Here is a 26,107-nt window from a genome sequence, read left to right on the forward strand (position 1 = left end):
TCAGCTCAGGCGCAGGCGGCTGGCACCGACCAGCCAGCTATAGATCAGGTACAGCAGCACGGTCGCCAGCAGCAACAGCCCGCCCAGCGCGGTAGCCATGCCCCAGTTGATGCTGGTGTTGGTATAGAAGGCCACGAAGTAGCTGACCATCTGGTCGTTCGGGCTGCCGAGCAGCGCCGGGGTGATGTAGTAACCGATGGCCAGGATGAACACCAGCAGGCAACCGGCGCCCACGCCCGCGTAGGTCTGCGGGAAGTACACCCGCCAGAAGCTGGCGAACGGGTGGCAACCCAAGGAGATCGCTGCACGCATGTAGCTCGGCGAAATGCCCTTCATCACGCTGTATAGCGGCAGGATCATGAACGGCAAGAGGATGTGGACCATCGAGATGTACACGCCGGTGCGGTTGAACACCAGCTCCAGCGGCTGATCGATGATGCCCATGGCCATCAATGCACTGTTGATCAGGCCGCCTGACTGCAGCAGTACGATCCATGCAGCCACCCGCACCAGAATCGACGTCCAGAACGGCAGCAACACCAATATCATCAGCAGGTTGCCCTGGCGGGTCGGCAGGTTGGCCAGCAGGTAAGCCAGCGGATACGCCAGCACCAGGCAGATGGCCGTGATCACCACACCCATCCACAGGGTGCGGGCAAAGATGTCCAGGTAGATGGACTGGTCGGGGGTGGCCTTGGCCAACTCGCCGAGGTCATCGATACGGTGGTCGACCGATGCCAGCAGGTAATAAGAAGTCACGCTGCTGGTGTTGCGGCGGATCGCCTGCCAGTAAGCCGGGTCGCCCCAACGTTCATCGAGGGCCTGCAAGGCCTCTTTGTAAGAGGCAGGTTCGGCCTTGAACGGCAGCGCCCGAGCGGTCTTGGAGAGCAGGCTGCGGTAGCCGGCCAGCTCCATGTTCAGGCGTTTGGACAGGTCGCCCAAGGTCTGGTTCTTGCGCGATTCGGCCAGGTCCTGGCTCAGGGCCTTGTAAACCTCCTCGCCAGGCAGGCTCTTGCCATCCCACTGCGACACAGCCTGGACCGTGCGCGGCAGGCCGCCGACCACTTCCGGGTTGTCGACGCTCTTGAACAGCAGCGCCGCGATGGGCACCAGGAACACCAGCAGGAGAAACAGCGCCAGCGGCGCGATGAGCGCCTGCGCCTTCCAGCGGTTGACCCGCTCGGCGTGCTTGAGGCGCTGCTTGAGACTTGGACCTGCGCCTTCGTTGAGGGGCACTGCAATGGCCATGGCGAACTCCGCAAAAACAGGGGAACAGGGAGCGCCAGCCAACGGGCCGGCGCTCCTTCGAGGCGCCTTACTTCTTCGCCGCCCAGGCGTTGAAGCGTTGCTCCAGTTGCTCGCTGTTGTCGGCCCAGAAGGCCACATCGATCTGCACCTGGTTGGCGATGTTTTCAGGCGTGGTCGGCATGTCCTTCTTCACCGCGTCCGCCAGCAGCGGCACGGCTTTGGAGTTGGCCGGGCCGTAGGCGATGTTCTCGGAGTAGGTCTTCTGCTGCTCGGGCTGAACGGTATAAGCGATGAATTGCTTCGCTTCCTCGACATTCTTGGCCCCTTTCGGGATGGCCCAAGCGTCGAAGTCGTAGATGCCACCGTTCCACACCACCTTGAGGTTGCTCTCTTTCTGCACCGCAGCAATGCGCCCGTTGTAGGCCGAGCTCATGACCACATCACCCGAGGCCAGGTACTGCGGCGGCTGGGCGCCCGCTTCCCACCACTGGATGCTCGGCTTGAGTTCGTCGAGTTTCTTGAAGGCGCGGTCCACGCCGCCCTTGGTGGCCAGCACCTGGTACACATCCTTGGGCGCAACGCCGTCGGCCATCAGGGCGAACTCGAGCGTGTACTTCGCGCCCTTGCGCAGGCCGCGCTTGCCCGGGAATTTCTTCGTGTCCCAGAAATCGGCCCAGCTGGTCGGGGCTGTCTTGAGCTTGTCAGCGTTGTAGGCCAGCACCGTGGACCAAACGAAGAAGCCCACGCCGCACGGCTGGATGGCGCCCTTCACATAATCGCTTTCGTTGCCGAACAGAGCCGGGTCGAGCTCCTCGAACATGCCTTCATCGCAACCACGGGCCAGTTCTGGCGACTCCACCTCCACCAGGTTCCAAGACACGCTGTTGGTGTCGACCATGGCTTTGATCTTGGCCATTTCACCGTTGTACTCGCCAGCGACGATCTTGCCCTTGCCGGCCTTCTCCCATGGCTCGTAGAACGCCTTGACCTGGGCCGCCTTGTTGGCGCCGCCGAAGGACACTACGGTCAGGTCTGCCGCCATGGCCTGGCCGGCGGCGAACAGGCCAAGGGCCAGGGCGGTCAGTTTCAGCTGCTTGCGCATTATTATTCTCTCCACAGTACAGGGTTGGTGAAGCAATCCATCAGTGGGCTTCGGCAATCGGATCGAGCGCGCGCGCGTGCTCCACCTCCCAGCCCAGCGGTACCACATCGCCCACGGCCAAGGCCGGGTCGAGCTCGGCAATCGGCTGTTTCACGAAAAAGTCAGCCTTGCCACAGACTTCCAGACGTACCCGTACATGGTCGCCCAGGTAGATGAACTCGGCCACGCGGCCGGAGAAGCGATTGACGCAGCTTTGGCTGTGGCCATTGAGGCGCACGCGCTCCGGGCGTACCGACAGGGTCACCGGCTCCCCAGCCTGGCCGACGTTCACCGCCAGCGCCTCGACCCGCTCGCCGCGGGCCAGCTGCACCTGGCAACGATGACCGTCACTGGCCAGCAGCGTGCCGTTGATGCGGTTGTTCTCGCCGATGAAGTTGGCGACGAAGGTGTTGCGCGGCTCCTCATAAAGAGTGCGCGGGTCGGCGATCTGCTGGATCTCGCCCTCATGGAACACGGCCACACGGTCGGACATGGTCAACGCCTCGCCCTGGTCGTGGGTTACGTAGACCACGGTTACACCCAGGCGCTGGTGGATATGCTTGATCTCCATCTGCATGTGTTCACGCAGCTGCTTGTCCAGCGCGCCGAGCGGCTCGTCCATCAGCACCAGCTGCGGCTCGAACACCAACGCCCTGGCCAAGGCCACGCGCTGCTGCTGGCCACCGGAAAGCTGGCCAGGGTAGCGTTTGGCGAAGGCATCGAGCTGCACCATGTTCAGTACCCGCTTGACCCGCTCACTGATGTCGGTCTTGCTCAGGTTGCGCACGCTCAGCGGAAAAGCGAGGTTTTCCGCCACGGTCATGTGGGGGAACAGTGCGTAGTTCTGGAACACCATGCCAATGTCACGTTTGTGCGGCGGCACGTTATTGATGGAGCGCCCGGCCAACTGGATTTCACCGGCGGTCGGGGTCTCGAAACCCGCCAGCATCATCAGGCTGGTGGTCTTGCCCGAGCCGGAAGGGCCGAGCAAGGTGAGGAATTCACCCTTGCGAATGTCCAGGTTGAGGTCTTTGACGATCAGCGATTCGCCGTCGTAGCTCTTCTGCACACCACGGAAACTGACCAGCGTCTCACCGGTGGTCGCGTTCGAATTCGCCTCGCTCATGCCTGCACCTTCTTGTTGGAATGACTGCGTAGGCAAAGACTAAAGAAGACGCAAGCGCCCGGAAATCGGGGGCGCTGAGAGAATGCCATCATCCGGCTGGAAGAATTTGTGTAGGGATTGCCCTACACCGATGGCGGGATTGGAATGCAAGTCTCAGCCAGCCAGCGGGAAAGCGGTGCCTGGCAGATAACCTATGTCGCAAACAGAACGGTCATACCAGCTTGTGCTCCATGGCGTACTTCACCAGTTCAGCCAGCGAGTTGACCTTGAGTTTCTGCATCAACCTCGCCTTGTGGGTGCTGATGGTCTTGCTGGAGAGCGCCAGCTGCTGAGCGATATCGTTGACGTTGGCACCTTGAGCCAAGCGTTCGAACACCGAGAACTCGCGCTCCGACAGCAGAGTATGCAGCGGCCGAGTTTCGGTCAGGCCAACCTCGAAGACCATGCGGTCGGCCAACGCCGGATCGATGTAGCGCCCGCCGCCGGCCACTCGGCGGATTGCGGTCAGCAGCAAAGCAGGGTCACTGTCCTTGGTGGCATAGCCGGCAGCGCCGGCCTTGAGCGCGCGCGCGGCCATCTGCGCTTCGTCGTGCATCGACAGCATCAGGATCGCCGGCGGGTTGTGCAGCGCGCGGATCCGCGCAATCGCCTCCAACCCACTGACACCGGGCATCGAGATATCCAGCAACACCACTTCGCAGGCGGTGTGGCGCAGGGTTTCCAGCAGCTGTTCACCATTACCGGCCTCCCCCACCACCTGCATGTCCTTGGCCAGGCCGATCAACTGCTTGATGCCTTCGCGGACAATGGTGTGGTCTTCGGCCACCAGCACTCGAATCACGATCGTTCTCCTAATCCAACGCTATGGTCACGCTCAGGCTGGTGCCTTCACCTGGCTCGCTATTCAACACCATGCTGCCACCGAGCATCAGTACCCGCTCACGCACCCCCACAAGGCCGAACGAGGTTGGCCGTGGCTGGTCCAGGCAGAACCCGCTACCGTCATCACTGACCGTCATACGCAGTTTTTCGCCCTCGCGCACCAGCTCTACCTCGACACTGTGCGCCTTTGCATGGCGCATGACGTTGGTCAGAGCCTCCTGCAGGATACGGAACAAGCCGATAGCTTTGGCATCGCTCAATGCTGGCAGATTATCCGGTACCTGCACCAGGCAGGGGATCTGCGTGCGCGCTTCGAAGCGCCGTGCCTGCCATTCGATGGCCGAGGCGATACCGGCGTCCAGGATCGGCGGGCGCAACGCCGTTGCCACATCGCGCACCAGCTGGAACAGCTGAGCGATCAGGCGCTTCATGCTGGCCAGGCGCTCGTTCAGCGCAGGGTCAAGCTCGGCAAAAGCCAGTTCGCACATCGACACTTCAAGCTTGAGCACGGTCAGCATCTGCCCCAGTTCATCGTGCACTTCGCGGGCGATACGGGCCTTTTCTTCCTCGCGCACGCTCTCCAGGTGTGCCGACAGTTCACGCAGTTGCTCCTGGGACCTCGCAAGCGCCAGCTCCGCGCGCTTGCTCTGGGTAATGTCCCAGACAATACCGTCCCAGACCACCCGGCCGTTGGCCAGGCGGCGGGTACTGGCCTTGATGTCGGCCCACCGCTGCTCACCTTCACGGGTGAGGATTCGCCCTTGCCAGGACCAGTCCTGATCGCTGGCAATGGCCAAGTCCTGCACCTGGTGGTAGTCAGCACGATCTTGCGGGTGGACCAGATTGCGCAAGCCCATCTGCGGGTGCTGGATCTGCGCGGGCGTATAACCCACCAACGCCTCACTGCCCTCGCTGATGTAGGGGAACTCCGGGTCCCCTTCCGCTGGTGCGGGTTCCAAACGGAACACCAGCCCCGGCACATTGCCAGCAATACCCTTGAGCCGCGCCTCGCTTTCACGCAGCGCCGCCAGGGCGCGGTGGCGTTCGGTGACATCGGCAAGGTACACCACCAGGTACTCGGCATCGCGAAAGCGCAGGAAGCTCAACGACAACTCAACAGGCAACAGACTGCCGTCGGCGCACAGGCATTGGGTTTCGAACTGCCGAGCCCCGGCCTCCCCGGCTCGCGCGGCCCGCCACAACTGCAGCCAGCGGTCCATGCTCAGGTTCGGCTCGAAGTCGCTCAGCGGACGCTCCAGCAACGCCGCCTCGGCATAACCCAGCATGCGCCCCACCGCGTGGTTGGCGTAACGCACGTGACTGTCCCAGTTGACCCAGAGGATGCCCACCGTACTCTGGTCGATGGCGAACTGGCTCAGGCGCAGTGCCTCCTCGCGCACCTGCCGCTCAGCCAGGTGCTCCCGCGCCGCCAGCAGGCTACGCTCGAGCTTGCGCTGCTGGCGGCGCTGCCACACCAGGGTGGCCCCGGCACACAGCAGCAACATGCCGAACAGCAACGCAAGGTTTTGCCAGAAACCGGTGGATTCGCTCAGACGCGGGTATTTGGGCTGCAACCAACGCTGATGCAGTTGCTCCAGCTCTTTGGCGGGCATGGCCTGCAGGCCCCGTTCAAGCACATCGGCCAGCAACGGCCAGTCACGCCGCGAACCCACGCGCAATAATTGCGGCAGGCCGATATCGCCGAGCACTGCCAGGTCACCGAACTCGCTTTCACGGGACAACCGGCTGAGCTGGGCTTCATCCAGCACCGCGTAGCTGGCCTGGCCCCCTACCACCAGTTGCAAGGCCTGGCGCTCGTTGGGCACACCTTGCAGGTTGAGATTGGCGTAATTGCCCCGCAGGTAATCGGCCAGCACGCTGGGCATGCGTACAGCCACACGCTCGTTGGCTTCAAGCTTTTCCAGCTCGACGGCCAACGCACCGGTCCGCGGCCCCACCACAAGTTGCGGCACACGCATATAGGGGTCGCTGAACAACCACAGACGCAAGCTGGCCGGTGTTTGTGTAAGGCCCGGGGCAAAGTCGATTTCACCCGCCTGCAGGGCGTGTTCGAGGCTGGCCTGGTCAGTGAAGTTACGCCAGGTGAGGTCCAGCTTGAGCGCCTGCGCCAGCCAGTTCACCAGCTCGACATTGGCCCCGTAGAGTTGCTGCAGACGGCGGTCGAATTGGGCATAGGGCGCCTGCAGCACCAGGCCGACCCGCAGGCTGCGATGGGTGTCCAGCCATTGCTGCTGGGCAGGTTCGAGTACCACCGCAGGTGCTGCCTCAGGCCTTGCCAAGGCAATCAAGGGTAGCCACAAGCAGCCGATAACCAACAGGCGACGCAATCGCTTCATCTACACGCTCGTCTTGGCAAGGGCGGCCATGCAGCATGGCCGTCGCGGGCAAATACTATTAGGCTGCCGGTATCATTCTGGCCTTGGGTTGATTCATGTTCACACTTTATCGCACGACGCTGGCAATGTGCTGCCTTGCCTCGCTCCTACCACTTGGTGCCCTGGCCGCCGACGCCGAAAAACCAGCAACCGCAGAGGCTGCCGCCGCACCTGCGCCACGCCCACCGCTGCTGGAGCGTAGCCAGGAAGATGCGCAGGCCCTTGAACGCCTGTTGCCCAAAGCCGAGCAGCAAACGCTGGAAGCCGGGTCCGACAGCTTCCTGGCCCTGTGGAAACCAGCCAACGACAGCGACCCGCAAGGCACGGTGATCATCGTCCCTGGCGCCGGAGAAACCGCCGACTGGCCCAATGCGGTCGGCCCATTGCGACGCAAGTTCCCTGACGCCGGCTGGAACAGCCTCAGCATGAGCCTGCCCGACCTGCTCGCCGATAGCCCACAGGCACGGGTCCAGGCCACGCCAGCTGCCGCACCGCAGCCAGAGCAGGGCGAGAGCGCACCGGCAAAGGAAACCCCCGTCGATGCCAACGCCAACGTGGCCCAGGCTACTGCGGCGGATGCCGACACGGCAGAAAGCACCGATGCCGAACAGGCCAGCGAACAGAACGATCAGGCTGATGCCGAACGCATCTTCGCGCGCCTGGATGCTGCGGTGGCGTACGCTCAGCAACAGAACTCACGCAGCATCGTGCTGATCGGCCATGGCAGCGGCGCCTACTGGGCAGCCCGCTACCTGGGCGAAAAGCAACCACCGCAGGTACAGAAGCTGGTGATGATCGCCGCGCAGACCCCGGCAAGGGTCGAGCACGACCTGGAAAGCCTGACACCTACCCTCAAAGTGCCGACTGCCGATATCTACTACGCAACCCGCACCGGCGACCGCAATGCCGCCATGCAACGCCTGCAGGCCAGCAAGCGCCAGAAAGACAGCCAGTACAAGCAGCTTTCGCTGATTGCGATGCCGGGGAACAAGAGCGCGGAACAGGAACAGTTGTTCCGCCGGGCCAGGGGGTGGATGAGCCCGCAGGAATGAAGTGACGGGCCAGCTCCGGCCGTTGCACCAGCAGGCTGGCTGCCACAGGTACAGCGCCGCTTGCCGGTGACAGGGGCCTTAGAGCCCCCGCCGTTTACGGATCAACGCATAAGCCTGGTGCAGCTCTCGAGTGCGTTCGGTCGCCTCCCTGAGCTGCGCTTCACTGGCACCGCTCCCGGCCAGCTTGTCCGGATGGTGCCGGCTGACCAGCCGGCGATAGGCCTGCTTGACCCGGTCGCCTTCCGTATCGGCATCTATCCCCAGCAAGCGCAGCGCAGCCGCATAGGTCATGACGCTACTGGCCGTGCTCATTTTGCGTGGCTCATATTCCAGCGACATGGCCTGCACCTGGCGCCGGCTGAGCCCCAGCTTCTGCCCCCAGTCCAGCAGCAGTTCCCGCTCATGATCCCCGGCCTTGCCGTCAGCCCAGGCCATACGCCAACACGCCCGCAACGTGCCCTCGGCCGCATGTGGCTGCAAGCGAATGCGACGCAGGTGGTGGGCCAATCGGTCCTTGCCCGCCTTGCCGCGGTTGAAGGCGGCAATCGCGCGCATCCTGGCGGCCTCGGCCAGGCCCAGCCGGACCATCTCCTGGCGCGCCTGCTGAATATGCTGTTCACCCACTCGCCCATCGCTTTTGGCCAGCCGCCCAAGCAGGACGAACAACAACTCCTCGTCACGCAGGGCCGGCCGGCCTCCCAACCGTTCGCGCATGTCTTCCCAGCTCTGCACACGCAGGCGCCGATCCATGGCTTGGCCAAGCAATGCCCCCAGCAGCGCGCCAGGGATGCTGGCGACAGCGAAACCCGCGCCTAGCCCGATTACCGTGCCTGGCCACCACATCTCAGGCACGCTCGCGTATAAGGCGTTCGGCCTCGGCCAGGCGCTCCTGGGTACCGACATCGACCCAGGCGCCACGGTAGTGCTCGCCGGTCACCTTGCCTGCCGACATGGCTTGGCGCAGAAGTGGCGCCAGTTTGAAGGCCCCCGCCTGGCAACCTGCGAACAAGGCTGGATGCAGCACTGAAAGGCCGCTGAAGGTCAGGGTGCCAGGGGTCTCGTCACCGTCCACCACCTGCCCACCTTGCAGGCGGAAGTCGCCCCGCCCGTGATGGCCAGGGTTATCGACCAGCACCAGATGCGCCAGGCCCTGCAGCGGTGCACGCAAGCGCGCGAACGGGTAATCGGTCCAGACATCGCCATTGACCAGCAGGAACGGGGCGTCGCCCAGCAAAGGCAATGCCTGGAATATGCCGCCCCCCGTCTCCAGCGGCTCGCCCTCAGGGGAGTAGCGAATGCTCAGGCCGAAGCGGCTGCCATCGCCGAGGTGATCTTCGATCTGCTGGCCAAGCCAGGCGTGGTTGATCACCACGTCGGTAAAACCGGCTGTCGCCAGCGCACGCAGGTGGTATTCGATCAACGGCTGGTCGGCCACGGGCAGCAACGGCTTTGGCGTGTGCAGGGTCAGCGGGCGCATGCGCTCGCCCTTGCCTGCGGCGAGAATCATCGCTTTCATCCACGCGCTCCGGCCTTGAGTTCGGCGATCAACTGGCCGAGCTCGGCCAGTTCAGGGCGACGGCCGACCACTTCGTCTATATAGGCGAAGAAACGCGGCACATCAGCCAGGTAGCGCGGCTTGCCGTCACGGTGGCAGATACGCGCGAAGATGCCGATCACCTTCAGATGGCGCTGCACACCCATCAGGTCGCTGGCGCGCTGGAAATCTTCGAACGACGGCTGAACCGGGATCCCGGCGGCTTGCGCTTTGTCCCAGTAGTTGCGCAACCAGCCTTCGACTCGCGCTTGTGGCCAACTGAGGAAAGCGTCCTTGAACAGGCAGGTAATGTCATAGGTGACCGGACCGTACACCGCGTCCTGGAAGTCGAGCACGCCCGGGTTCGGTTCGCTCTGCATCAGGTTGCGCGGCATGTAGTCGCGGTGCACCAGCACCTTGGGTTGGGCAAGGGCACTGTCGATCAGCAACTGGCTGATGCGCTGCCAACTGGCCTGCTGCGCCTCGTTGAAGGCCAGGCCGAGCTCACGCCCGACATACCACTCGGGGAACAGCTCGACCTCACGGCGCAGCAAGGCGTCGTCATAGCTCGGCAACGGCGCTTCCATCGGCAGGCGCTGGAACGCCAGCAGGGCGTCGATCGCGTCGGCAAACAATGCATCGGCGTTATCCGGGTTAATGATGTCGAGGTATGTCTGATGGCCCAGATCCCCCAGCAACAGGAAACCACGGTCCAGATCTTGGGCATGAATCACCGGTACATGCACGCCCGCACTGGCCAGCAGATGGTCGATGGCAACGAACGGGCGGCAGTTTTCCTGTGGCGGCGGCGCATCCATGATCACAAAACTGTGGCCTGCGCCCTGCCAGCGGAAGTAACGGCGAAAGCTCGCATCGCTGCTGGCGGCGGTCAGGCTGCCTTCGGGCACCTCGCCCCAGGCGTTGTTGCGGAAAAGAACATTGAGCTGCTCGGCGAGCCAGACAGTCAGTTGTTGCAGGCGTACATCGTGGTCAGGCATTACAAGGGTCTCCGACGGCCCTAGCCGTCAAGCGGGTCATGCTTTATTATCCAGCATCTTTTTCAGACCATCGAGAGGCGTGCGGCCCCACACGCGGGCAGATGGCACGCAGGAAGCCCGGACTAATAAGATGGCATTGAAATCCCCCGCGTTTCGTAGAAAGTTTCCGTTGCTGGTCACCGGCGGTCTGCTGGCCCTGCAATCTTTTGCCACCTCGTACGTGGTAGCAGCCGAGCAGTTCGACTGCCAAGTGTCCGCCTCCGGTGGTTGGGACTGCAAGCCCAAGAGCCCAGTCAACAACTTGCCACCGCGCCCAGTGCATGACGGCGCTGCGCTCACTTCCGGCACCGAGGCCCCATCGGCCGAGGCCGAAAGTGCTGACAAGCCGGTGCTGGTCACCGAGAGCAAAGGCCGTGGCCTGAAGTCGCGCAGCGAGGATTACAGCCATCTCGATTGGGTCCCGCGCGAAAAGCTCACCGCTGCCCAGCTGGCCGAAACCGGCCCGTACTGCGGTGGCGCGTACATCGAGCCGACTCGCCCAGGCATGGCCGACACCACGCCCAAGGACGAATCGCCGACCTACATCAACGCCAAGGTCTCCAAGTACCAGCAGGAGCAGCAGATCGCTACCCTCGCCGGTGACGTGGTCATGCGCCAAGGCAGCATGCAGGCCGAAGCCGATGAGGCCAACCTGTACCAGGCCGAGAACCGTGGCGAGCTCAAGGGCAACGTCAGGATTCGCGACAACGGCTCGCTGGTCGTGGGCGACGAGGCGCAGATCCAGCTCGACACGGGCGAAGCCCAGGTCGACAACGCCGAATACGTGATGCACAAGTCGCACATCCGCGGCAACGCCCTGTACGCCAAGCGTAGCGAGAACGCCATCATCCGCCTCAAGGATGGTACCTACACCACGTGCGAACCGGGCAGCAACGCCTGGCAGCTCAAGGGCAACAACATCACCCTGAACCCGGCCACCGGCTTCGGTACCGCGACCAACGTCACCCTGCGGGTCAAGGATTTCCCGGTGTTCTACACACCGTACATCTATTTCCCGATCGACGACCGTCGCCAATCCGGCTTCCTGCCACCGTCGTTCAGCAGCACCAGCGACACCGGCTTCATGCTGGTCACGCCGTACTACTTCAACCTGGCGCCCAACTACGACGCCACGTTGTACCCGCGTTACATGACCAAGCGTGGCTTGCTGATGGAAGGCGAATTCCGCTACCTGACCAAGTCCAGCGAAGGCCAGCTCGGCGGCGCGTACCTGAATGACAAGAACGACGATCGCAAAGAGCAGACTGATTACGAAGATCAGCGCTGGATGGTCAACTGGCAGCACAAAGGTGGCCTGGACGAGCGCCTGTTGGCCGAGGTGGACTACACCGACATCAGCGACCCGTTCTACTTCCAGGACCTGGAGTCTGACCAGATCGGCGTCGAGAGCAAAGATGCGCTGAACCAGCAAGGCGCACTGACCTATCGCGGCGACAGCTACCAGGCTCGCCTGAACTTGCAGGCCTACGAGATGGCCACCATCTCGAAGATCACCCCATATAACAAGCTGCCTCAAATCACCCTGAACGGCATGCTGCCGTACCACCCGGGTGGCTTCGACTTCAGCTACAAGACCGAAGCCGTGCGCTTTGATCGCGACCTGAAGAACGGCCCCGTCTTCAACGAAGATGGCCAGCTGGACACTACTGCCGGTCGCGACGGCCAGCGTCTTGACGAGAACATCTTCGGCCTGGCAAGGGCCAACGGTAACCGCCTGAACATCGCGCCGGCCATCAGCCTGCCGATGGAGGCCAGCTACGGCTACGTGAAGCCGAAGCTGACCTACATGTACACCAACTACGATCTGGACCTGGACAGCGAAGGTAAAAGTGACCTTGCCGATGCCGAGCAAGCCACACGCGACCTGCGCGGTGACTTCTCGAGCAGCCAGAGCCGCGACATCCCGATTTTCAGCGTAGACAGCGGCCTGTACTTCGACCGCGACACCTCGCTGTTCGGCACCAACTACCGTCAAACCCTCGAACCGCGTCTGTTCTATCTCTACGTCCCGTACAAAGACCAGATGGACATCCCGCTGTTCGACACGGGTGAAACGCTGTTCAGTTACGACTCCCTGTTCCGTGAAAACCGCTTCAGCGGCACCGACCGCATCGGTGACGAGAACAAGCTGTCGCTGGGGCTGACCACGCGGTGGATCGAAGAAAACGGCTTCGAACGCCAGTTCCTGAGCGTTGGCCAGGCTTACTACTTCAAGGACCGCAAGGTCCAGCTGCCAGGCATCGACTATCGTACCCGCACCGACTCGCAGGCAGATGTGTCGCCTTACGCCCTGCTGTACGGCTACCGCTTCAACCGCGACTGGCGCTTCAACGCCAACTACAACTGGGACCCGGAAACCAGCAGCCCACGCTCGGGTGCCGCGATGTTCCATTACCAGCCGGAAGACAACCCGAACAAGGTCGTCAACCTGGGCTATCGCTACCGCAACGACACCATCGCCTACGACTCCACCACCGGTACCTGGAAAGTGGGCGGCGGCGACTATGGCACGCCGGGCAGCGCGAACTACATCAAGGATTACTACAAGATCCAGCAGCACGACTTCTCGGTCATCTGGCCGATCGTGCCGCAATGGAGCGTGATCGCCCGCTGGCAGCACGATTACAACCGCAACCGCACCCTGGAAGCCATGGGCGGTTTCGAGTATGACAACTGCTGCTGGAAACTGCGTCTGATCAACCGCTACTGGATCGACTACGACGACTTCAGCCAGGCTACCCCACAGAACGAGAAAGGCGACCACGGCATCTTCCTTCAGATCGTGCTCAAAGGTCTCGGTGGTGTGGTAGGCAACAAGGTCGAATCGTTCCTCGACGAAGGCATTCAAGGTTACCGTACACGTGAAGACCAAGCTTATTGATCGTCTGCGCCCAGTGTTGCTGGGCGCTGTATTGCTGAGTGGCGCGGTGCATGCCGCGGTGCAACCCCTGGATCGTGTGGTGGCCATCGTCGACAACGACGTGGTCATGCAAAGCCAACTGGACCAGCGCGTCCAGGAGGTTCAGCAAACCATCGCCAAGCGCGGCGGCGGCGTACCGCCGACCAGCGCGCTGGAGCAGCAGGTACTGGAACGCCTGATCGTCGAGAACCTGCAGCTGCAGATCGGTGAACGTTCGGGCATCCGCATCACCGACGAGGAACTCAACCAGGCCATCGGCACCATTGCCCAGCGCAATGGCATGTCGCTGGACCAGTTCCGCGCCGCGCTGGCCCGCGACGGCCTGTCGTTCGACGACGCCCGCGAGCAGGTCAAACGCGAGATGATCATCAGCCGCGTGCGCCAGCGCCGTGTGGCCGAGCGCATCCAGGTTTCCGAGCAGGAAGTGAAAAACTTCCTCGCCTCGGACCTGGGCAAGATGCAGATGTCCGAAGACTACCGTCTGGCCAACATCCTCATCCCAACCCCGGAAGGCGCCAACTCGGACGACATCCAGAAGGCTGCGCGCAAGGTCGGTGACGTGTACCAGCAACTGCGCCAGGGCGCTGACTTTGGCCAGATGGCGATTGCCAACTCGGCCAGCGAGAACGCCCTTGAAGGTGGCGAGATGGGCTGGCGTAAAGCTGGCCAGTTGCCGCCGGAATTTGCCAAGCTGCTCAGCAGCATGGCCACGGGCGACATCACCCAGCCACTGCGCATCCCTAGCGGCTTCATCATCATCAAGCTCGAAGAGAAGCGCGGCGGCAGCGAAAACGTGCTGCGTGACGAAGTGCATGTACGCCACATCCTGATCAAGCCAAGCGAAATCCGCAGCGAAGCCGCCACCGAGCAGCTGGCTGAGCGCCTGTACGAACGGATCAAGGACGGCGAAGACTTCGCCGAGCTGGCGAAAAGCTTCTCGGAAGACCCGGGTTCAGCGCTTAACGGCGGTGACCTCAACTGGGTCGATCCGAACAGCCTGGTACCGGAGTTCCGCGAGCAGATGGCCAACGCCCAGCAGGGTGTCGTGACCAAACCGTTCAAGACCCAGTACGGCTGGCATGTCCTGGAAGTGCTGGGCCGTCGTGCCACCGACAGCACCGAACAGGCACGCGAGCAGCAGGCAATGAACGTACTGCGTAACCGCAAGTACGACGAAGAGCTGCAGACCTGGCTGCGCCAGATCCGCGACGAAGCCTACGTTGAAATCAAGCTGCCTGGCGCTGACCAGGCCGCACAGTGAAGCCCCTGCGCTTCGCCATCACTCCCGGCGAACCGGCTGGCATAGGCCCCGACCTGTGCCTGCTGCTCGCCGCCGAGCCCCAGCCTCACCCCCTGATCGCCATCACCAGCCGTGACCTGCTCGCCGAGCGGGCCACGCAGCTGGGGCTGGCCGTCAACCTGCTTGCGGTAGCGCCGGGCCAGTGGCCTGACCAGCCGGCGCCGGCAGGTAGCCTCTACGTCTGGGATACTCCCCTGGCCGCCCCCGTGGTGCCGGGCATGCTGGACAAGGCCAACGCGGCTTTTGTCCTGCAGACCCTGACGCGGGCCGGGCAAGGCTGCCTTGAGGGGCATTTCGCAGGGATGATCACGGCCCCTGTGCACAAGGGTGTGATCAACGAAAGCGGCATCGCCTTTTCCGGCCATACCGAATTCCTGGCAGAGCTGACCCACACCGCCCAGGTCGTGATGATGCTGGCGACCCATGGCCTGCGCGTGGCGCTGGTAACCACGCACCTGCCACTGCGCGACATCGCGGACGCTATCACCCCTGAGCGCCTGGAGCGGGTTACCCGCATCCTGCATGCCGACATGCGCGACAAGTTCGGCATCGCCAACCCACGCATCCTGGTCTGCGGGCTCAACCCGCATGCCGGCGAAGGCGGCCACCTGGGCCGCGAAGAAATCGACATCATCGAACCGGCACTGGCCCGCCTGCGCACCGAAGGCATGGACCTGCGCGGCCCGCTGCCGGCCGATACCCTGTTTACCCCCAAATATCTGGAGCACTGCGACGCGGTGCTGGCGATGTACCACGACCAAGGCCTGCCTGTACTCAAGTACAAAGGTTTCGGCGCTGCAGTCAACGTGACCCTGGGCCTGCCGATCATCCGCACGTCGGTCGATCACGGCACCGCCCTGGACCTTGCCGGTACCGGCAACGTCGACACCGGCAGCCTGCGCGTCGCCCTGGAAACCGCCTACCAGATGGCCGAGAACCGACCATGAACGAGCATTATCAACACCGGGCGCGTAAGCGCTTCGGTCAGAACTTCCTGCATGACGCTGGCATCATCGACCGCATCCTGCGCGCCATCAATGCCAAAGCCGGCGAACACCTGCTGGAGATCGGCCCGGGCCAGGGCGCCCTGACCGAGGGCCTGCTGGGCAGCGGCGCACAGCTGGACGTCGTGGAGCTGGACAAAGACCTGGTGCCGATCCTGCAGCACAAGTTTGCCGGACGCGACAACTTCCGCCTGCACCAGGGCGATGCCCTGAAGTTCGATTTCAACCAGCTGGGCGTGCCGGCACGCAGCCTCAAAGTCGTAGGTAACCTGCCCTACAACATCTCCACGCCGTTGATTTTTCACCTGCTCAGCCACGCCGGGCTGATTCGCGACATGCACTTCATGCTGCAGAAGGAAGTGGTCGAGCGCATGGCCGCAGGGCCTGGCGGCGGTGACTGGGGCCGGCTGTCGATCATGGTGCAGTACCACTGCCGGGTCGAGCACCTGTTCAACGTAGGCCCAGGTGCGTTCAACCCGCCGCCGAAGGTGGACTCGGCCATCGTACGCCTGGTACCGCATGAGGTGCTGCCGCACCCGGCCAAGGACCACCTGCTGCTGGAACGCGTCGTGCGCGAAGCCTTCAACCAGCGCCGCAAGACGCTGCGCAATACCCTCAAAGGCCTGCTCGACAGCCAGGCCATCGAGGCCGCTGGCGTGGATGGCAGCCTGCGCCCCGAGCAGCTGGACCTGGCCGCATTCGTACGCCTGGCAGACCAGCTGGCAGACCAGCAAGCCTGACAGCGCTGGCACCGGCGTCTTCGCGGGCAACCTGCGAAGACGCTGCCACAGCCCAAGACTTTAAAGCCCCCTCCCTCCCCGACACCACTGGCCCTCCCCCCCGCCAATGGCCTAGACTGCATGTATCGCCGTATTCGCTTGTTTGACCAAGGCCCATGCATGTCCGATCCCCGTTACCAGATCGACGTCAGCGTCGTGACCCGCTATCTGAAAGACCAATCCGACCCCGAAAGCGATCGCTTTGCATTCGCGTACACCATAACAGTGCAGAACAATGGCTCGATCAAAGCCAAGCTGATGTCTCGACACTGGCTGATCACCAACGGTGATGGTGAAGTGGAGGAGGTACGCGGCGCAGGTGTGATCGGCCAACAACCGACCATCGAGCCGGGCCAGAGCCACACGTACAGCAGCGGTGCAGTGATCAGCACCCGCGTGGGCACCATGCAGGGCAGCTACCAGATGTTCGCCGAGGACGGCAAACGCTTCGAGGCCGACATTGCCCCCTTCCGCCTGGCGGTGCCGGGGGCCCTGCACTGATGGCTACCTACGCCGTCGGTGACCTGCAAGGCTGCCTGCAACCCCTCAAGTGCCTGCTGGAGCGCGTCAAGTTCGACCCGGCTGTGGATCGCCTGTGGCTGGTCGGTGACCTGGTCAACCGCGGGCCTGAATCGCTGCAGACACTGCGCTACCTCTACTCGATCCGCCACTCGCTGACCTGCGTGCTGGGCAACCATGACCTGCACCTGCTGGCTGCATGGCAAAATGTCGAACGCCTGAAGAAAAGCGATACCCTGCGCGAAATCATCGAGGCGCCAGATGCCGATCAACTGCTCGACTGGCTGCGCCAACAGAAGCTGCTCCACTATGACGAGCCGCGCGGCATTGCCTTGGTGCACGCTGGCATCCCCCCCCAGTGGACACTGGGCAAAGCCCTGGAGCTGGCTGGCGAAGTCGAGGAGGTGCTGCGCGATGACGAGCGCCTGAAGCTGTACCTCGATGGCATGTACGGCAACGAGCCGAACAAGTGGAGCAAGAACCTCAGCGGCGTCGAGCGCCTTCGGGTGATCACCAACTACCTGACCCGCATGCGCTTCTGCACTGGCACAGGCAAGCTCGACCTCAAGAGCAAGGAAGGGCTGGGCACGGCACCGAAAGGTTACAAGCCCTGGTTCGCGCACAAGGACCGCCGCTCGCGGCATGTGAAGATCATCTTTGGCCACTGGGCCGCACTCGAAGGGCGCGTCGAGGAGCCCGGCATCATCGCCCTCGATACGGGCTGTGTATGGGGTGGCACCATGACCCTCTACAATGTCGACAGCGGTGAATACCTGCGCTGCGACTGCGCCGACGACGGCACCCTGCGCCCGCCGGCACAACCGACTAAACTTAACGATCAGCCCTGAAGGAAAGCCCTACCCATGAGCGAATTCAAACGCATCCCTCCCGAGCAGGCCCTGGCCTTGCGCGCGCAAGGTGCGGTCGTCGTCGACATTCGCGACCCGCAGGCCTATGCCGCCGGCCACATCGCCGGCGCCCGGCACCTGGACAATCATTCGGTTGCCGACTTCATCCGCAATGCCGACCTGGATGCCCCGACCCTGGTGGTCTGCTACCACGGCAACTCCAGCCAGAGCGCGGCCGCGTACCTGGTCGGCCAAGGTTTTTCCGACGTTTACAGCGTCGATGGCGGCTTCGAGCTGTGGCGCACCACCTACCCGGACGAGACCGCGCAAGGCACCCCAGAATAATTTTTTAATTCCACTCCAGCCCGCGCCCCACGCGGGCTCGCGCCTCACCTGACGAACGGTCGCCGACAACTTCTGCGCCGCTTGCCCTTGACCTTGCGGATAACCAACTATTCTTAAGCGCAGGCCATCCAAAAAAGGGGAGAGCCGGTACACCGGCGTGCGGGTCATCGGTAGCGTTACAGGGTGTTCTGGGGGGTATACAGCAATCGGCAAGCCCGGTTGCATGCCAGCATCAGCTGACTGATCCGGCGTCGTCTCCACGTATCGAGCGAGGTGACGTCATGAGTATTTTTAGCCACTTCCAACAACGTTTCGAGTCTACGCGCCAGGAAGAACTCTCGCTGCAGGAGTACCTCGAGCTGTGCAAAGAGGATCGCAGTGCCTACGCATCGGCGGCTGAACGGCTGTTGCTGGCCATCGGCGAGCCGGAACTGATCGACACCTCAAGCAACTCCAGACTGTCGCGCATTTTCTCCAACAAGGTGATCCGCCGGTATCCGGCCTTTGCCGACTTCCATGGCATGGAAGAGTGCATCGACCAGATCGTTTCCTACTTCCGCCACGCCGCCCAAGGCCTTGAAGAGAAGAAACAGATCCTCTATCTGCTGGGCCCGGTGGGTGGCGGCAAATCGTCGCTGGCCGAAAAGCTCAAGCAGCTGATGGAAAAGGTCCCTTTCTACGCGATCAAGGACTCGCCGGTTTTCGAGTCGCCGCTGGGCCTGTTCAACGCCACTGAAGATGGCGCCATCCTCGAAGAAGAGTACGGCATCTCGCGGCGCTACCTGAACACCATCATGTCGCCATGGGCCACCAAGCGCCTGCAGGAGTTCGGTGGCGACATCAGCAAGTTCAGGGTGGTCAAGCTGTACCCCTCGATCCTCAACCAGATCGCTATCGCCAAGACCGAACCAGGCGACGAAAACAACCAGGACATCTCGGCCCTGGTCGGTAAGGTGGATATCCGCAAGCTCGAGGAATTCCCGCAGAACGATGCCGACGCCTACAGTTACTCGGGCGCGCTTTGCCGGGCCAACCAGGGCCTGATGGAATTCGTCGAGATGTTCAAGGCGCCCATCAAAGTCCTGCACCCGCTGCTGACCGCCACCCAGGAAGGCAACTACAACAGTACCGAAGGCCTGGGCGCGATCCCTTATTCCGGGATCCTGCTGGCCCACTCCAACGAATCGGAGTGGCACACCTTCCGCAACAACAAGAACAACGAGGCGTTCATCGACCGGATCTACATCGTCAAGGTGCCGTACTGCCTGCGCGTCAGCGACGAGATCAAGATCTACGACAAACTGCTGGTCAACAGTTCGCTGGCCAAGGCCCATTGCGCACCCGATACGCTCAAGATGCTCGCCCAGTTCACGGTGCTCTCACGCCTGAAGGAGCCGGAAAACTCCAACATCTACTCCAAGATGCGTGTCTACGATGGCGAAAACCTCAAGGATACCGACCCGAAAGCCAAATCGATCCAGGAGTACCGCGATTCTGCGGGTGTCGATGAAGGGATGAACGGCCTGTCCACGCGTTTTGCCTTCAAGATTCTCTCCAAGGTGTTCAACTTCGACCCGCACGAAGTGGCGGCCAACCCCGTGCACCTGCTCTATGTGCTGGAACAGCAGATCGAACAGGAGCAATTCCCGGCGGAAGTGCGTGAACGCTACCTGCGCTACCTGAAGGAATACCTGGCGCCACGCTACATCGAGTTCATCGGCAAGGAAATCCAGACCGCCTACCTCGAGTCCTACAGCGAATACGGTCAGAACATCTTCGACCGCTACGTGCTGTACGCCGACTTCTGGATCCAGGATCAGGAATACCGCGACCCGGAAACTGGCGAGATCCTCAACCGCATTGCCCTGAACGAAGAGCTGGAAAAGATCGAAAAACCGGCTGGCATCAGCAATCCGAAGGATTTCCGCAACGAGATCGTCAACTTCGTACTGCGTGCCCGTGCCAACAACAACGGCAAGAACCCAAGCTGGCTCAGCTACGAGAAGCTGCGGGTGGTGATCGAGAAGAAAATGTTCTCCAACACCGAAGACTTGCTGCCAGTCATCAGCTTCAACGCCAAGGCCAGCAAAGAAGATCAACAGAAACACAACGACTTCGTCACGCGGATGGTGGAGCGTGGCTACACCGATAAACAGGTGCGCCTGCTGTCGGAATGGTACCTGCGGGTCAGGAAATCGCAATAAAGCGGCAAGCTGCCCCTGCAGCAAGCTCCAAGCCGCCAGCAGCAAGCTGCAAGTTGTGCGCGCTCGGTTCAAACCCGACGCCACAGCCTGCAGCAGCGCTGGCTGCTCTTTCTTGAAGCTTGTGGCTTGAAGCTTGTGGCTTGCAGTTGCAGCTGCATCCAGTCACCGGAGGGACCATGAGCTACGTTATCGACCGACGCCTGAACGGCAAGAACAAGAGCACGGTCAACCGCCAGCGTTTCTTGCGGCGCTACCGTGAACACATCAAGAAAGCCGTCGAAGAGGCCGTAAGCCGTCGCTCCATCATGGACATGGAGCACGGCGAGCAGATCAGCATCCCGGGACGTGATATCGACGAACCGGTGCTGCACCATGGCCGCGGCGGCAAGCAGACCATCGTGCATCCGGGCAACAAGGAATTCACTGCTGGCGAACATATCGCCCGGCCGCAGGGCGGTGGCGGCGGTGGTGGCCGCGGCAAGGCAGGCAACTCCGGCGAGGGCATGGACGACTTCGTCTTCCAGATCACCCAGGAAGAGTTCCTCGAGTTCATGTTCGAAGACCTCGAGCTGCCCAACCTGGTCAAACGCCACCTGACCGGTGCCGACACCTTCAAGACCGTGCGCGCCGGTATCGCCAACGAAGGCAACCCGTCGCGCATCAATATCGTGCGCACCCTGCGCTCGGCCCATGCCCGGCGTATCGCCTTGACCGGCAGCAGCCGCGCACTGCTGCGCGAGGCGCAGAAGGAACTGGCCCGGTTGAAAGTCGAGGAGCCCGACAACTTCACCGACATCCAGGAGGTCGAGCAAGAGATCGAGCGGCTCAAGGCCCGTATCAACCGCCTGCCGTTCCTGGATACCTTCGACCTCAAGTACAACCTGCTGGTCAAGCAGCCCAACCCCAGTTCCAAGGCCGTGATGTTCTGCCTGATGGACGTGTCCGGCTCGATGACCCAGGCCACCAAGGACATCGCCAAGCGGTTCTTCATCCTGTTGTACCTGTTCCTCAAGCGCAACTATGACCGCATCGAGGTGGTGTTCATCCGCCACCACACCAGTGCCCGCGAAGTGGACGAAGAAGAGTTCTTCTATTCCCGCGAGACCGGCGGCACCATCGTTTCCAGTGCACTCAAGATGATGCAGGAGATCATGGCCGAACGTTACCCGGCCAGTGACTGGAACATTTATGCCGCCCAGGCTTCCGACGGCGACAACTGGAACGACGACTCGCCCATCTGCCGTGAGATCCTTTCCAAACAGATCATGCCGCACGTGCAGTACTACACTTACGTGGAGATCACCCCCCGCGAGCATCAGGCGCTGTGGTACGAATACGAGCGTATCGGCGAGGCTTTCCCCGACACGTTCGCCCAGCAGCAGTTGGTTTCGGCCGGTGACATTTACCCGGTCTTCCGTGAACTCTTCCAGCGCAGGTTAGCCACATGAGCGCCAGAGAACAGAGACGCCAACCCATTTCCACCGGGTCCGAGTGGACGTTCGAGCTGATCCAGACCTACGATCGGGAAATCGGCCGTTTGGCCGAACGTTATGCCCTGGACACCTACCCCAATCAGATCGAAGTGATCACAGCCGAGCAGATGATGGACGCGTATGCCTCCGTCGGCATGCCGCTGGGCTATCACCACTGGTCCTACGGTAAACAGTTCCTCAGCACCGAGAAGTCCTATAGCCGCGGCCAGATGGGCCTGGCCTACGAGATCGTGATCAACTCCGACCCCTGCATCGCCTACCTGATGGAAGAAAACACCATGTGCATGCAGGCACTGGTGATTGCCCACGCCTGCTATGGCCACAACAGTTTCTTCAAAGGCAATTACCTGTTCCGCACATGGACCGATGCCAGTTCGATCATCGACTACCTGGTGTTCGCCAAGCAGTACATCGCCCAGTGCGAAGAGCGCCACGGCATCGATGCTGTCGAAGACCTGATCGACTCCTGCCACGCCTTGATGAACTACGGCGTGGACCGCTACAAACGCCCCTACCCGATCTCCGCCGAGGAGGAGCGGCGCCGCCAGAAGGAGCGCGAGGAGCACCTGCAACGCCAGATCAACGACCTGTGGCGCACCATTCCCAAAGGCGCAGAGAAAGGCGGCGACCGCGATGATGCGCGCTTCCCCGCCGAACCGCAGGAAAACATCCTTTACTTCATCGAAAAACACGCCCCGCTACTCGAGCCTTGGCAGCGCGAAGTGGTGCGTATCGTGCGTAAGATCGCGCAGTACTTCTACCCCCAACGCCAGACGCAGGTCATGAACGAAGGCTGGGCGACCTTCTGGCACTACACCCTGATGAACGACCTGTACGACGAGGGCCTGGTTACCGACGGCTTCATCATGGAATTTCTTCAGTCGCACACCAGTGTGGTGTTCCAGCCCGGCTTCGACAGCCCTTATTACAGCGGCATCAACCCTTATGCCCTGGGTTTCGCCATGTACACCGACATCCGCCGCATGTGCGAAAACCCTACCGAGGAAGATCGCCGCTGGTTCCCGGACATCGCCGGCAGTGATTGGCTGTCGACCATCAAGTTCGCCATGAGCAGCTTCAAGGATGAGAGCTTCATCCTGCAGTACCTGTCTCCCAAAGTGATCCGCGACCTCAAGCTGTTCAGCATCCTGGATGACGACCAGCGCGACGACCTGCTGGTGCCTGCGATCCATGACGAAGCTGGCTACCGGGCGATACGCGAGCAACTCGCGGCCCAGTACAACCTGGGCAACCGCGAACCCAACGTACAGATCTGGAGCATCGACCGCCGCGGCGACCGCTCCCTGACCTTGCGCCACCAGCAACACAACCGCAAACCGCTGGGTGACTCCACCGAGGAGGTGCTCAAGCACCTGCACCGCCTTTGGGGCTTCGACATCCACCTGGAAACCGTGCAAGGCGATCAAGTGGTCAAGACCCACCACATGCCACCGCGTGGCGAGCATGGCGAAGCCGGCGACTACGGCCGCATGGACCTGGCCGTCATCCATCACCTCTAGCCTGCACACCACCATTGCTGCCGACAGGGTATCCTGTGGGCAGTAATGGAGGCTGCACATGCAAATCTACAAAGTCGGCGGCGCCGTACGCGACCGCCTGCTCGGGCGCCCGGTCAGTGACATCGATTGGCTGGTGGTGGGTGCCAGCGTCGAAGAAATGCACGCCAAGGGCTTTCGCCCAGTTGGCGCTGACTTCCCGGTTTTCCTGCACCCCAAGACGGGCGAGGAATATGCCCTGGCGCGTACCGAGCGCAAGAGCGGGCGCGGGTATGGCGGTTTCACCTTCCACGCCAGCCCCGAGGTGACCCTCGAAGAAGACCTGATCCGTCGCGACCTCACCATCAATGCCATGGCCGAGGATGATCAGGGGAACGTTCTGGACCCCTTTCACGGTCGGGCCGATCTTGAGCAACGCCTTCTGCGCCATGTGTCCCCGGCATTCGCCGAAGACCCCTTGCGCGTACTGCGTGTTGCCCGCTTTGCCGCACGCTATGCGCCGTTGGGGTTCAGGGTCGCCGATGAAACACTGGAGCTGATGAAGCAGATCGCGACTTCTGGCGAACTGCAGGCGCTGACGGCTGAACGCAGCTGGAAAGAGATCGAGCGAGCGCTGATGGAAGATGAGCCACAGGTGTTCATCAACGTGCTGAGCGACTGTGCAGCTCTGAAACAACTGATGCCTGAGCTTGAGGGAGATGCAGCTGCGCTGGCGGCACTCACGCAAGCAGCCAAACATCATCAGCCACTGCACATTCGCTGGGCCTGCCTGCTGCATAGCCTGGAGCCAGCTTCGATCAAAGCGCTCAACCAGCGCTTCAAGGCGCCGCGTGAATGCCAGGAACTGGCCATGCTGGTGGGTGAATGCGCCAGCAACGGCCACAGGGCCTTGCAGCTGGAGCCAGAAGACATGCTGGCATTGCTTCAGAAGTTCGACGTGTATCGGCGACCACAACGCTTCGAGGATTTCATTTCCGTGTGCCAGATGGTTGCCCAAGGAAGCGCACAGGCTTATCCACAGGCGGATTACCTGCGCGCAGCGGCAGCGGCCGCCAGGGCGGTAGAGGCGAAGCCCCTGGTGGAAGCAGGGCTGACCGGGCAGGCATTGGGGGAGGCGCTGAAGCATCAGCGCCTGGAGGCACTGAAGGCCTACAAGGCCAATGCCGAAAACTGATCCAACTGCTCGTACCTACCCGTGAAGGGGCCAGTACGAGCAGCGATCACCCCGGCTCAGACGCTGGTAAGCTGCAAACCGCGCCATTCAAACGCGACCGGCGCCAACACCTGGTCGATATTGGCCTCCTGCCACAACCGGGCCATGCTCTTACCCTCTCCCGGATGCACCAGCTCAGGCGCCAGCAGCGCCAACGGCCATAGCACGAAAGCGTTCTTCAGAATCTCGGCCCTGGGCAACACCAGCCCATCGAACGTGCCATGCAGATCGTCATACATCAGCACATCGATATCCAGCGGCAGGCCCTTGCGGTCGGGCGCGTAGCGGCCATTGTCAGCCTCGATGAACTTGAGCCGGCGGTCCAGCTCCATCAACCCAAGGTCGGTCTTGCCCGTCACCACGAAATTGATGAATGGGCCGCTCTTGATCCCCACAGCCTGGCTTTCGAACGCCGGAGAACAACGCATGTCACAGAGGATCGCCGCCAATGCATCGAGCCCTGCGCACAGGTGCGCATGGCGATCGATGTTGCTGCCCAGGCCCAGGTAAACCGTGCTCAGAGACATCCGCGCTCGATCTCCACGCCAACACCGCCTCGGGCCGCAGGGACCGCACCCGGCTTGGTCAGCTTGAGCCGCACCCAAGGGATGTGGAACTCTTCCATCAGGGCCGCGACCAGCCGCTCGGCGAACGTCTCCACCAGCTCGAAACGCGCCTGCTCGGCAAAGGCCTGGATACGCGCCGAAACACTGGCATAGTCCAACGCCAGGTTCAGATCATCGCCAGCCGCTGCCGGGCGATTGTCCCAGGCGAAACTCAGGTCCAGGCGCAGGCACTGGCGAATATCCCGTTCCCAGTCATAGGCACCGATGACGGTATCGACTTCCAGGCCTTCGATGAACACTCTGTCCAAGCACTTCTCTCCACAGCACGACAAGGGCGACTGGCGCCGTTAGAATCAGGGCGTCCTCGCCCGGAATAGTTAGCATGTTTTGGTTACTGGCGCTGCTCGCCTACCTGCTCGGCTCGCTGTCCTTCGCCATCGTCCTCAGCCGCCTTTCGGGCAGCCCGGACCCGCGCTCCTGCGGTTCGGGCAATGCCGGCGCCACCAACATGCTACGCCTGGCGGGCCGCAAAATGGCGATCCTGACCCTGCTTGGCGACCTGTGCAAGGGCTTGCTGCCCGTAATGCTGGCACGCCTGGCCGGGCTCGACCTGCAAGAGCAGGCCTGGGTAGGCGTCTGCGCGGTGCTCGGCCACCTGTTCCCAGTGTACTTCCGTTTCCAGGGCGGCAAGGGCGTGGCCACGGCGGCCGGCATGCTCATGGGCCTGTACTTCCCCGCCGCGCTACTGGCCATCGCCGCCTGGCTGCTGACGTTCTACCTTACCCGCACCAGCTCGCTGGCCGCGCTGATCGCCACACCGCTGACCCTGCCACTGCTGGCCTGGCGCGAGCCAGCGGCCCTGCTGCCGATCAGCGTGCTGACCGTGATGATCGTCTGGCGCCACCGCAATAACCTGCGCGACCTGTTCGCCGGGCGCGAACGCCACTTCTGACGCACACGCA

The 26,107-nt window shown here is 62.3% G+C and carries 23 protein-coding genes; 13 read left to right on the forward strand and 10 right to left on the reverse strand.

Translation table 11 applies throughout. The features are described 5' to 3' along the window. The 5 genes from JOE27_RS14505 to JOE27_RS14525 form a co-directional block, all read right to left on the reverse strand. Nucleotides 1-1,248, reverse strand: a complete 1,248-nt coding sequence (locus JOE27_RS14505; RefSeq protein ID WP_046787582.1) for an ABC transporter permease — start codon at nucleotides 1,246-1,248, stop codon at nucleotides 1-3. A 67-nt stretch (nucleotides 1,249-1,315) separates the two neighbouring features. After that, on the reverse strand, nucleotides 1,316-2,350 hold the full coding sequence (locus tag JOE27_RS14510) for an ABC transporter substrate-binding protein (protein WP_115273027.1): 1,035 nt from the start codon (nucleotides 2,348-2,350) through the stop codon (nucleotides 1,316-1,318). A 40-nt stretch (nucleotides 2,351-2,390) separates the two neighbouring features. Further along, entirely contained in the window at nucleotides 2,391-3,515 is a 1,125-nt protein-coding gene (locus tag JOE27_RS14515) for an ABC transporter ATP-binding protein (RefSeq protein WP_039601666.1), read from the reverse strand. A 211-nt stretch (nucleotides 3,516-3,726) separates the two neighbouring features. Beyond that, complete coding sequence (locus tag JOE27_RS14520) at nucleotides 3,727-4,359, reverse strand: response regulator transcription factor (protein ID WP_174142587.1); 633 nt, start codon at nucleotides 4,357-4,359, stop codon at nucleotides 3,727-3,729. Nucleotides 4,360-4,366: 7 nt separating this feature from the next. Further along, nucleotides 4,367-6,754 (reverse strand): sensor histidine kinase, encoded by a 2,388-nt coding sequence (locus JOE27_RS14525; protein WP_204919020.1) that lies wholly within the window; start codon nucleotides 6,752-6,754, stop codon nucleotides 4,367-4,369. Between the two features lie 95 nt (nucleotides 6,755-6,849). Between JOE27_RS14525 and JOE27_RS14530 the strand changes: the two genes are divergently transcribed. Beyond that, nucleotides 6,850-7,845: an alpha/beta hydrolase family protein gene (locus JOE27_RS14530; protein WP_125924634.1), complete on the forward strand. Its 996-nt coding sequence runs from the start codon at nucleotides 6,850-6,852 to the stop codon at nucleotides 7,843-7,845. 78 nt (nucleotides 7,846-7,923) lie between these two features. On the opposite strand, the gene JOE27_RS14535 is transcribed toward JOE27_RS14530, so the two are convergent. The 3 genes from JOE27_RS14535 to JOE27_RS14545 are packed head-to-tail and all read right to left on the reverse strand — an operon-like array spanning nucleotide 7,924 to nucleotide 10,377. Then, nucleotides 7,924-8,688 carry a TerB family tellurite resistance protein gene (locus tag JOE27_RS14535; protein WP_204919022.1) on the reverse strand — a complete coding sequence of 255 codons (765 nt, stop codon included), beginning with the start codon at nucleotides 8,686-8,688 and terminating at the stop codon, nucleotides 7,924-7,926. A gap of 1 nt (nucleotide 8,689) precedes the next feature. Next, nucleotides 8,690-9,361, reverse strand: coding sequence for an N-acetylmuramate alpha-1-phosphate uridylyltransferase MurU (gene murU, locus JOE27_RS14540; protein ID WP_204919026.1), 672 nt, complete (start codon nucleotides 9,359-9,361; stop codon nucleotides 8,690-8,692). Next, complete coding sequence (locus JOE27_RS14545) at nucleotides 9,358-10,377, reverse strand: phosphotransferase (RefSeq protein ID WP_115273031.1); 1,020 nt, start codon at nucleotides 10,375-10,377, stop codon at nucleotides 9,358-9,360. The genes murU and JOE27_RS14545 overlap by 4 nt, the downstream gene beginning before the upstream one ends. Before the next feature lie 130 nt (nucleotides 10,378-10,507). Between JOE27_RS14545 and JOE27_RS14550 the strand changes: the two genes are divergently transcribed. The 11 genes from JOE27_RS14550 to JOE27_RS14600 all read left to right on the forward strand — a co-directional run bounded on the left by JOE27_RS14550 (nucleotide 10,508) and on the right by JOE27_RS14600 (nucleotide 24,540). Next, a complete protein-coding gene (locus tag JOE27_RS14550) occupies nucleotides 10,508-13,318 on the forward strand; it encodes an LPS-assembly protein LptD (protein WP_204919030.1) in 2,811 nt (936 codons plus the stop codon). After that, a complete protein-coding gene (surA, locus tag JOE27_RS14555) occupies nucleotides 13,299-14,618 on the forward strand; it encodes a peptidylprolyl isomerase SurA (RefSeq protein WP_046787602.1) in 1,320 nt (439 codons plus the stop codon). The genes JOE27_RS14550 and surA overlap by 20 nt, the downstream gene beginning before the upstream one ends. Next, nucleotides 14,615-15,604 (forward strand): 4-hydroxythreonine-4-phosphate dehydrogenase PdxA, encoded by a 990-nt coding sequence (gene pdxA, locus JOE27_RS14560; RefSeq protein ID WP_115273033.1) that lies wholly within the window; start codon nucleotides 14,615-14,617, stop codon nucleotides 15,602-15,604. The genes surA and pdxA overlap by 4 nt, the downstream gene beginning before the upstream one ends. After that, complete coding sequence (gene rsmA / locus JOE27_RS14565) at nucleotides 15,601-16,401, forward strand: 16S rRNA (adenine(1518)-N(6)/adenine(1519)-N(6))-dimethyltransferase RsmA (RefSeq protein ID WP_046787573.1); 801 nt, start codon at nucleotides 15,601-15,603, stop codon at nucleotides 16,399-16,401. Before pdxA ends, rsmA begins: the two co-directional genes overlap by 4 nt. Before the next feature lie 159 nt (nucleotides 16,402-16,560). After that, nucleotides 16,561-16,941, forward strand: coding sequence for a Co2+/Mg2+ efflux protein ApaG (gene apaG / locus JOE27_RS14570; protein WP_012316563.1), 381 nt, complete (start codon nucleotides 16,561-16,563; stop codon nucleotides 16,939-16,941). Then, nucleotides 16,941-17,807 carry a symmetrical bis(5'-nucleosyl)-tetraphosphatase gene (locus JOE27_RS14575; protein ID WP_115273034.1) on the forward strand — a complete coding sequence of 289 codons (867 nt, stop codon included), beginning with the start codon at nucleotides 16,941-16,943 and terminating at the stop codon, nucleotides 17,805-17,807. The genes apaG and JOE27_RS14575 overlap by 1 nt, the downstream gene beginning before the upstream one ends. A gap of 15 nt (nucleotides 17,808-17,822) precedes the next feature. Next, nucleotides 17,823-18,152 carry a thiosulfate sulfurtransferase GlpE gene (gene glpE / locus JOE27_RS14580; RefSeq protein ID WP_046787571.1) on the forward strand — a complete coding sequence of 110 codons (330 nt, stop codon included), beginning with the start codon at nucleotides 17,823-17,825 and terminating at the stop codon, nucleotides 18,150-18,152. A 281-nt stretch (nucleotides 18,153-18,433) separates the two neighbouring features. After that, the gene (locus JOE27_RS14585; RefSeq protein ID WP_012316566.1) at nucleotides 18,434-20,356 is read left to right on the forward strand and encodes a PrkA family serine protein kinase; all 1,923 of its coding nucleotides are present in this window, start codon (nucleotides 18,434-18,436) and stop codon (nucleotides 20,354-20,356) included. 176 nt (nucleotides 20,357-20,532) lie between these two features. Then, nucleotides 20,533-21,804, forward strand: coding sequence for a YeaH/YhbH family protein (locus JOE27_RS14590; RefSeq protein ID WP_012316567.1), 1,272 nt, complete (start codon nucleotides 20,533-20,535; stop codon nucleotides 21,802-21,804). Beyond that, nucleotides 21,801-23,369 (forward strand): SpoVR family protein, encoded by a 1,569-nt coding sequence (locus JOE27_RS14595; protein ID WP_204919032.1) that lies wholly within the window; start codon nucleotides 21,801-21,803, stop codon nucleotides 23,367-23,369. The genes JOE27_RS14590 and JOE27_RS14595 overlap by 4 nt, the downstream gene beginning before the upstream one ends. Before the next feature lie 58 nt (nucleotides 23,370-23,427). Then, the gene (locus JOE27_RS14600) at nucleotides 23,428-24,540 is read left to right on the forward strand and encodes a multifunctional CCA addition/repair protein (RefSeq protein WP_204919034.1); all 1,113 of its coding nucleotides are present in this window, start codon (nucleotides 23,428-23,430) and stop codon (nucleotides 24,538-24,540) included. A gap of 56 nt (nucleotides 24,541-24,596) precedes the next feature. Here JOE27_RS14600 and folK read toward each other — a convergent pair whose 3' ends face one another. Both folK and folB read right to left on the reverse strand, forming a co-directional pair. After that, a complete protein-coding gene (gene folK, locus JOE27_RS14605) occupies nucleotides 24,597-25,106 on the reverse strand; it encodes a 2-amino-4-hydroxy-6-hydroxymethyldihydropteridine diphosphokinase (protein WP_039602169.1) in 510 nt (169 codons plus the stop codon). Next, nucleotides 25,097-25,453 (reverse strand): dihydroneopterin aldolase, encoded by a 357-nt coding sequence (gene folB / locus JOE27_RS14610; RefSeq protein ID WP_009682799.1) that lies wholly within the window; start codon nucleotides 25,451-25,453, stop codon nucleotides 25,097-25,099. Before folB ends, folK begins: the two co-directional genes overlap by 10 nt. 74 nt (nucleotides 25,454-25,527) lie before the next feature. On the opposite strand from folB, the gene plsY reads away from it, so the two are divergent. After that, a complete protein-coding gene (gene plsY / locus JOE27_RS14615; RefSeq protein ID WP_012316571.1) occupies nucleotides 25,528-26,097 on the forward strand; it encodes a glycerol-3-phosphate 1-O-acyltransferase PlsY in 570 nt (189 codons plus the stop codon). Nucleotides 26,098-26,107: the final 10 nt, after the last annotated feature.

Origin of the sequence: Pseudomonas sp. M5 (assembly GCF_016907075.1) — a bacterium.
GTDB lineage: Bacteria > Pseudomonadota > Gammaproteobacteria > Pseudomonadales > Pseudomonadaceae > Aquipseudomonas > Aquipseudomonas putida_E.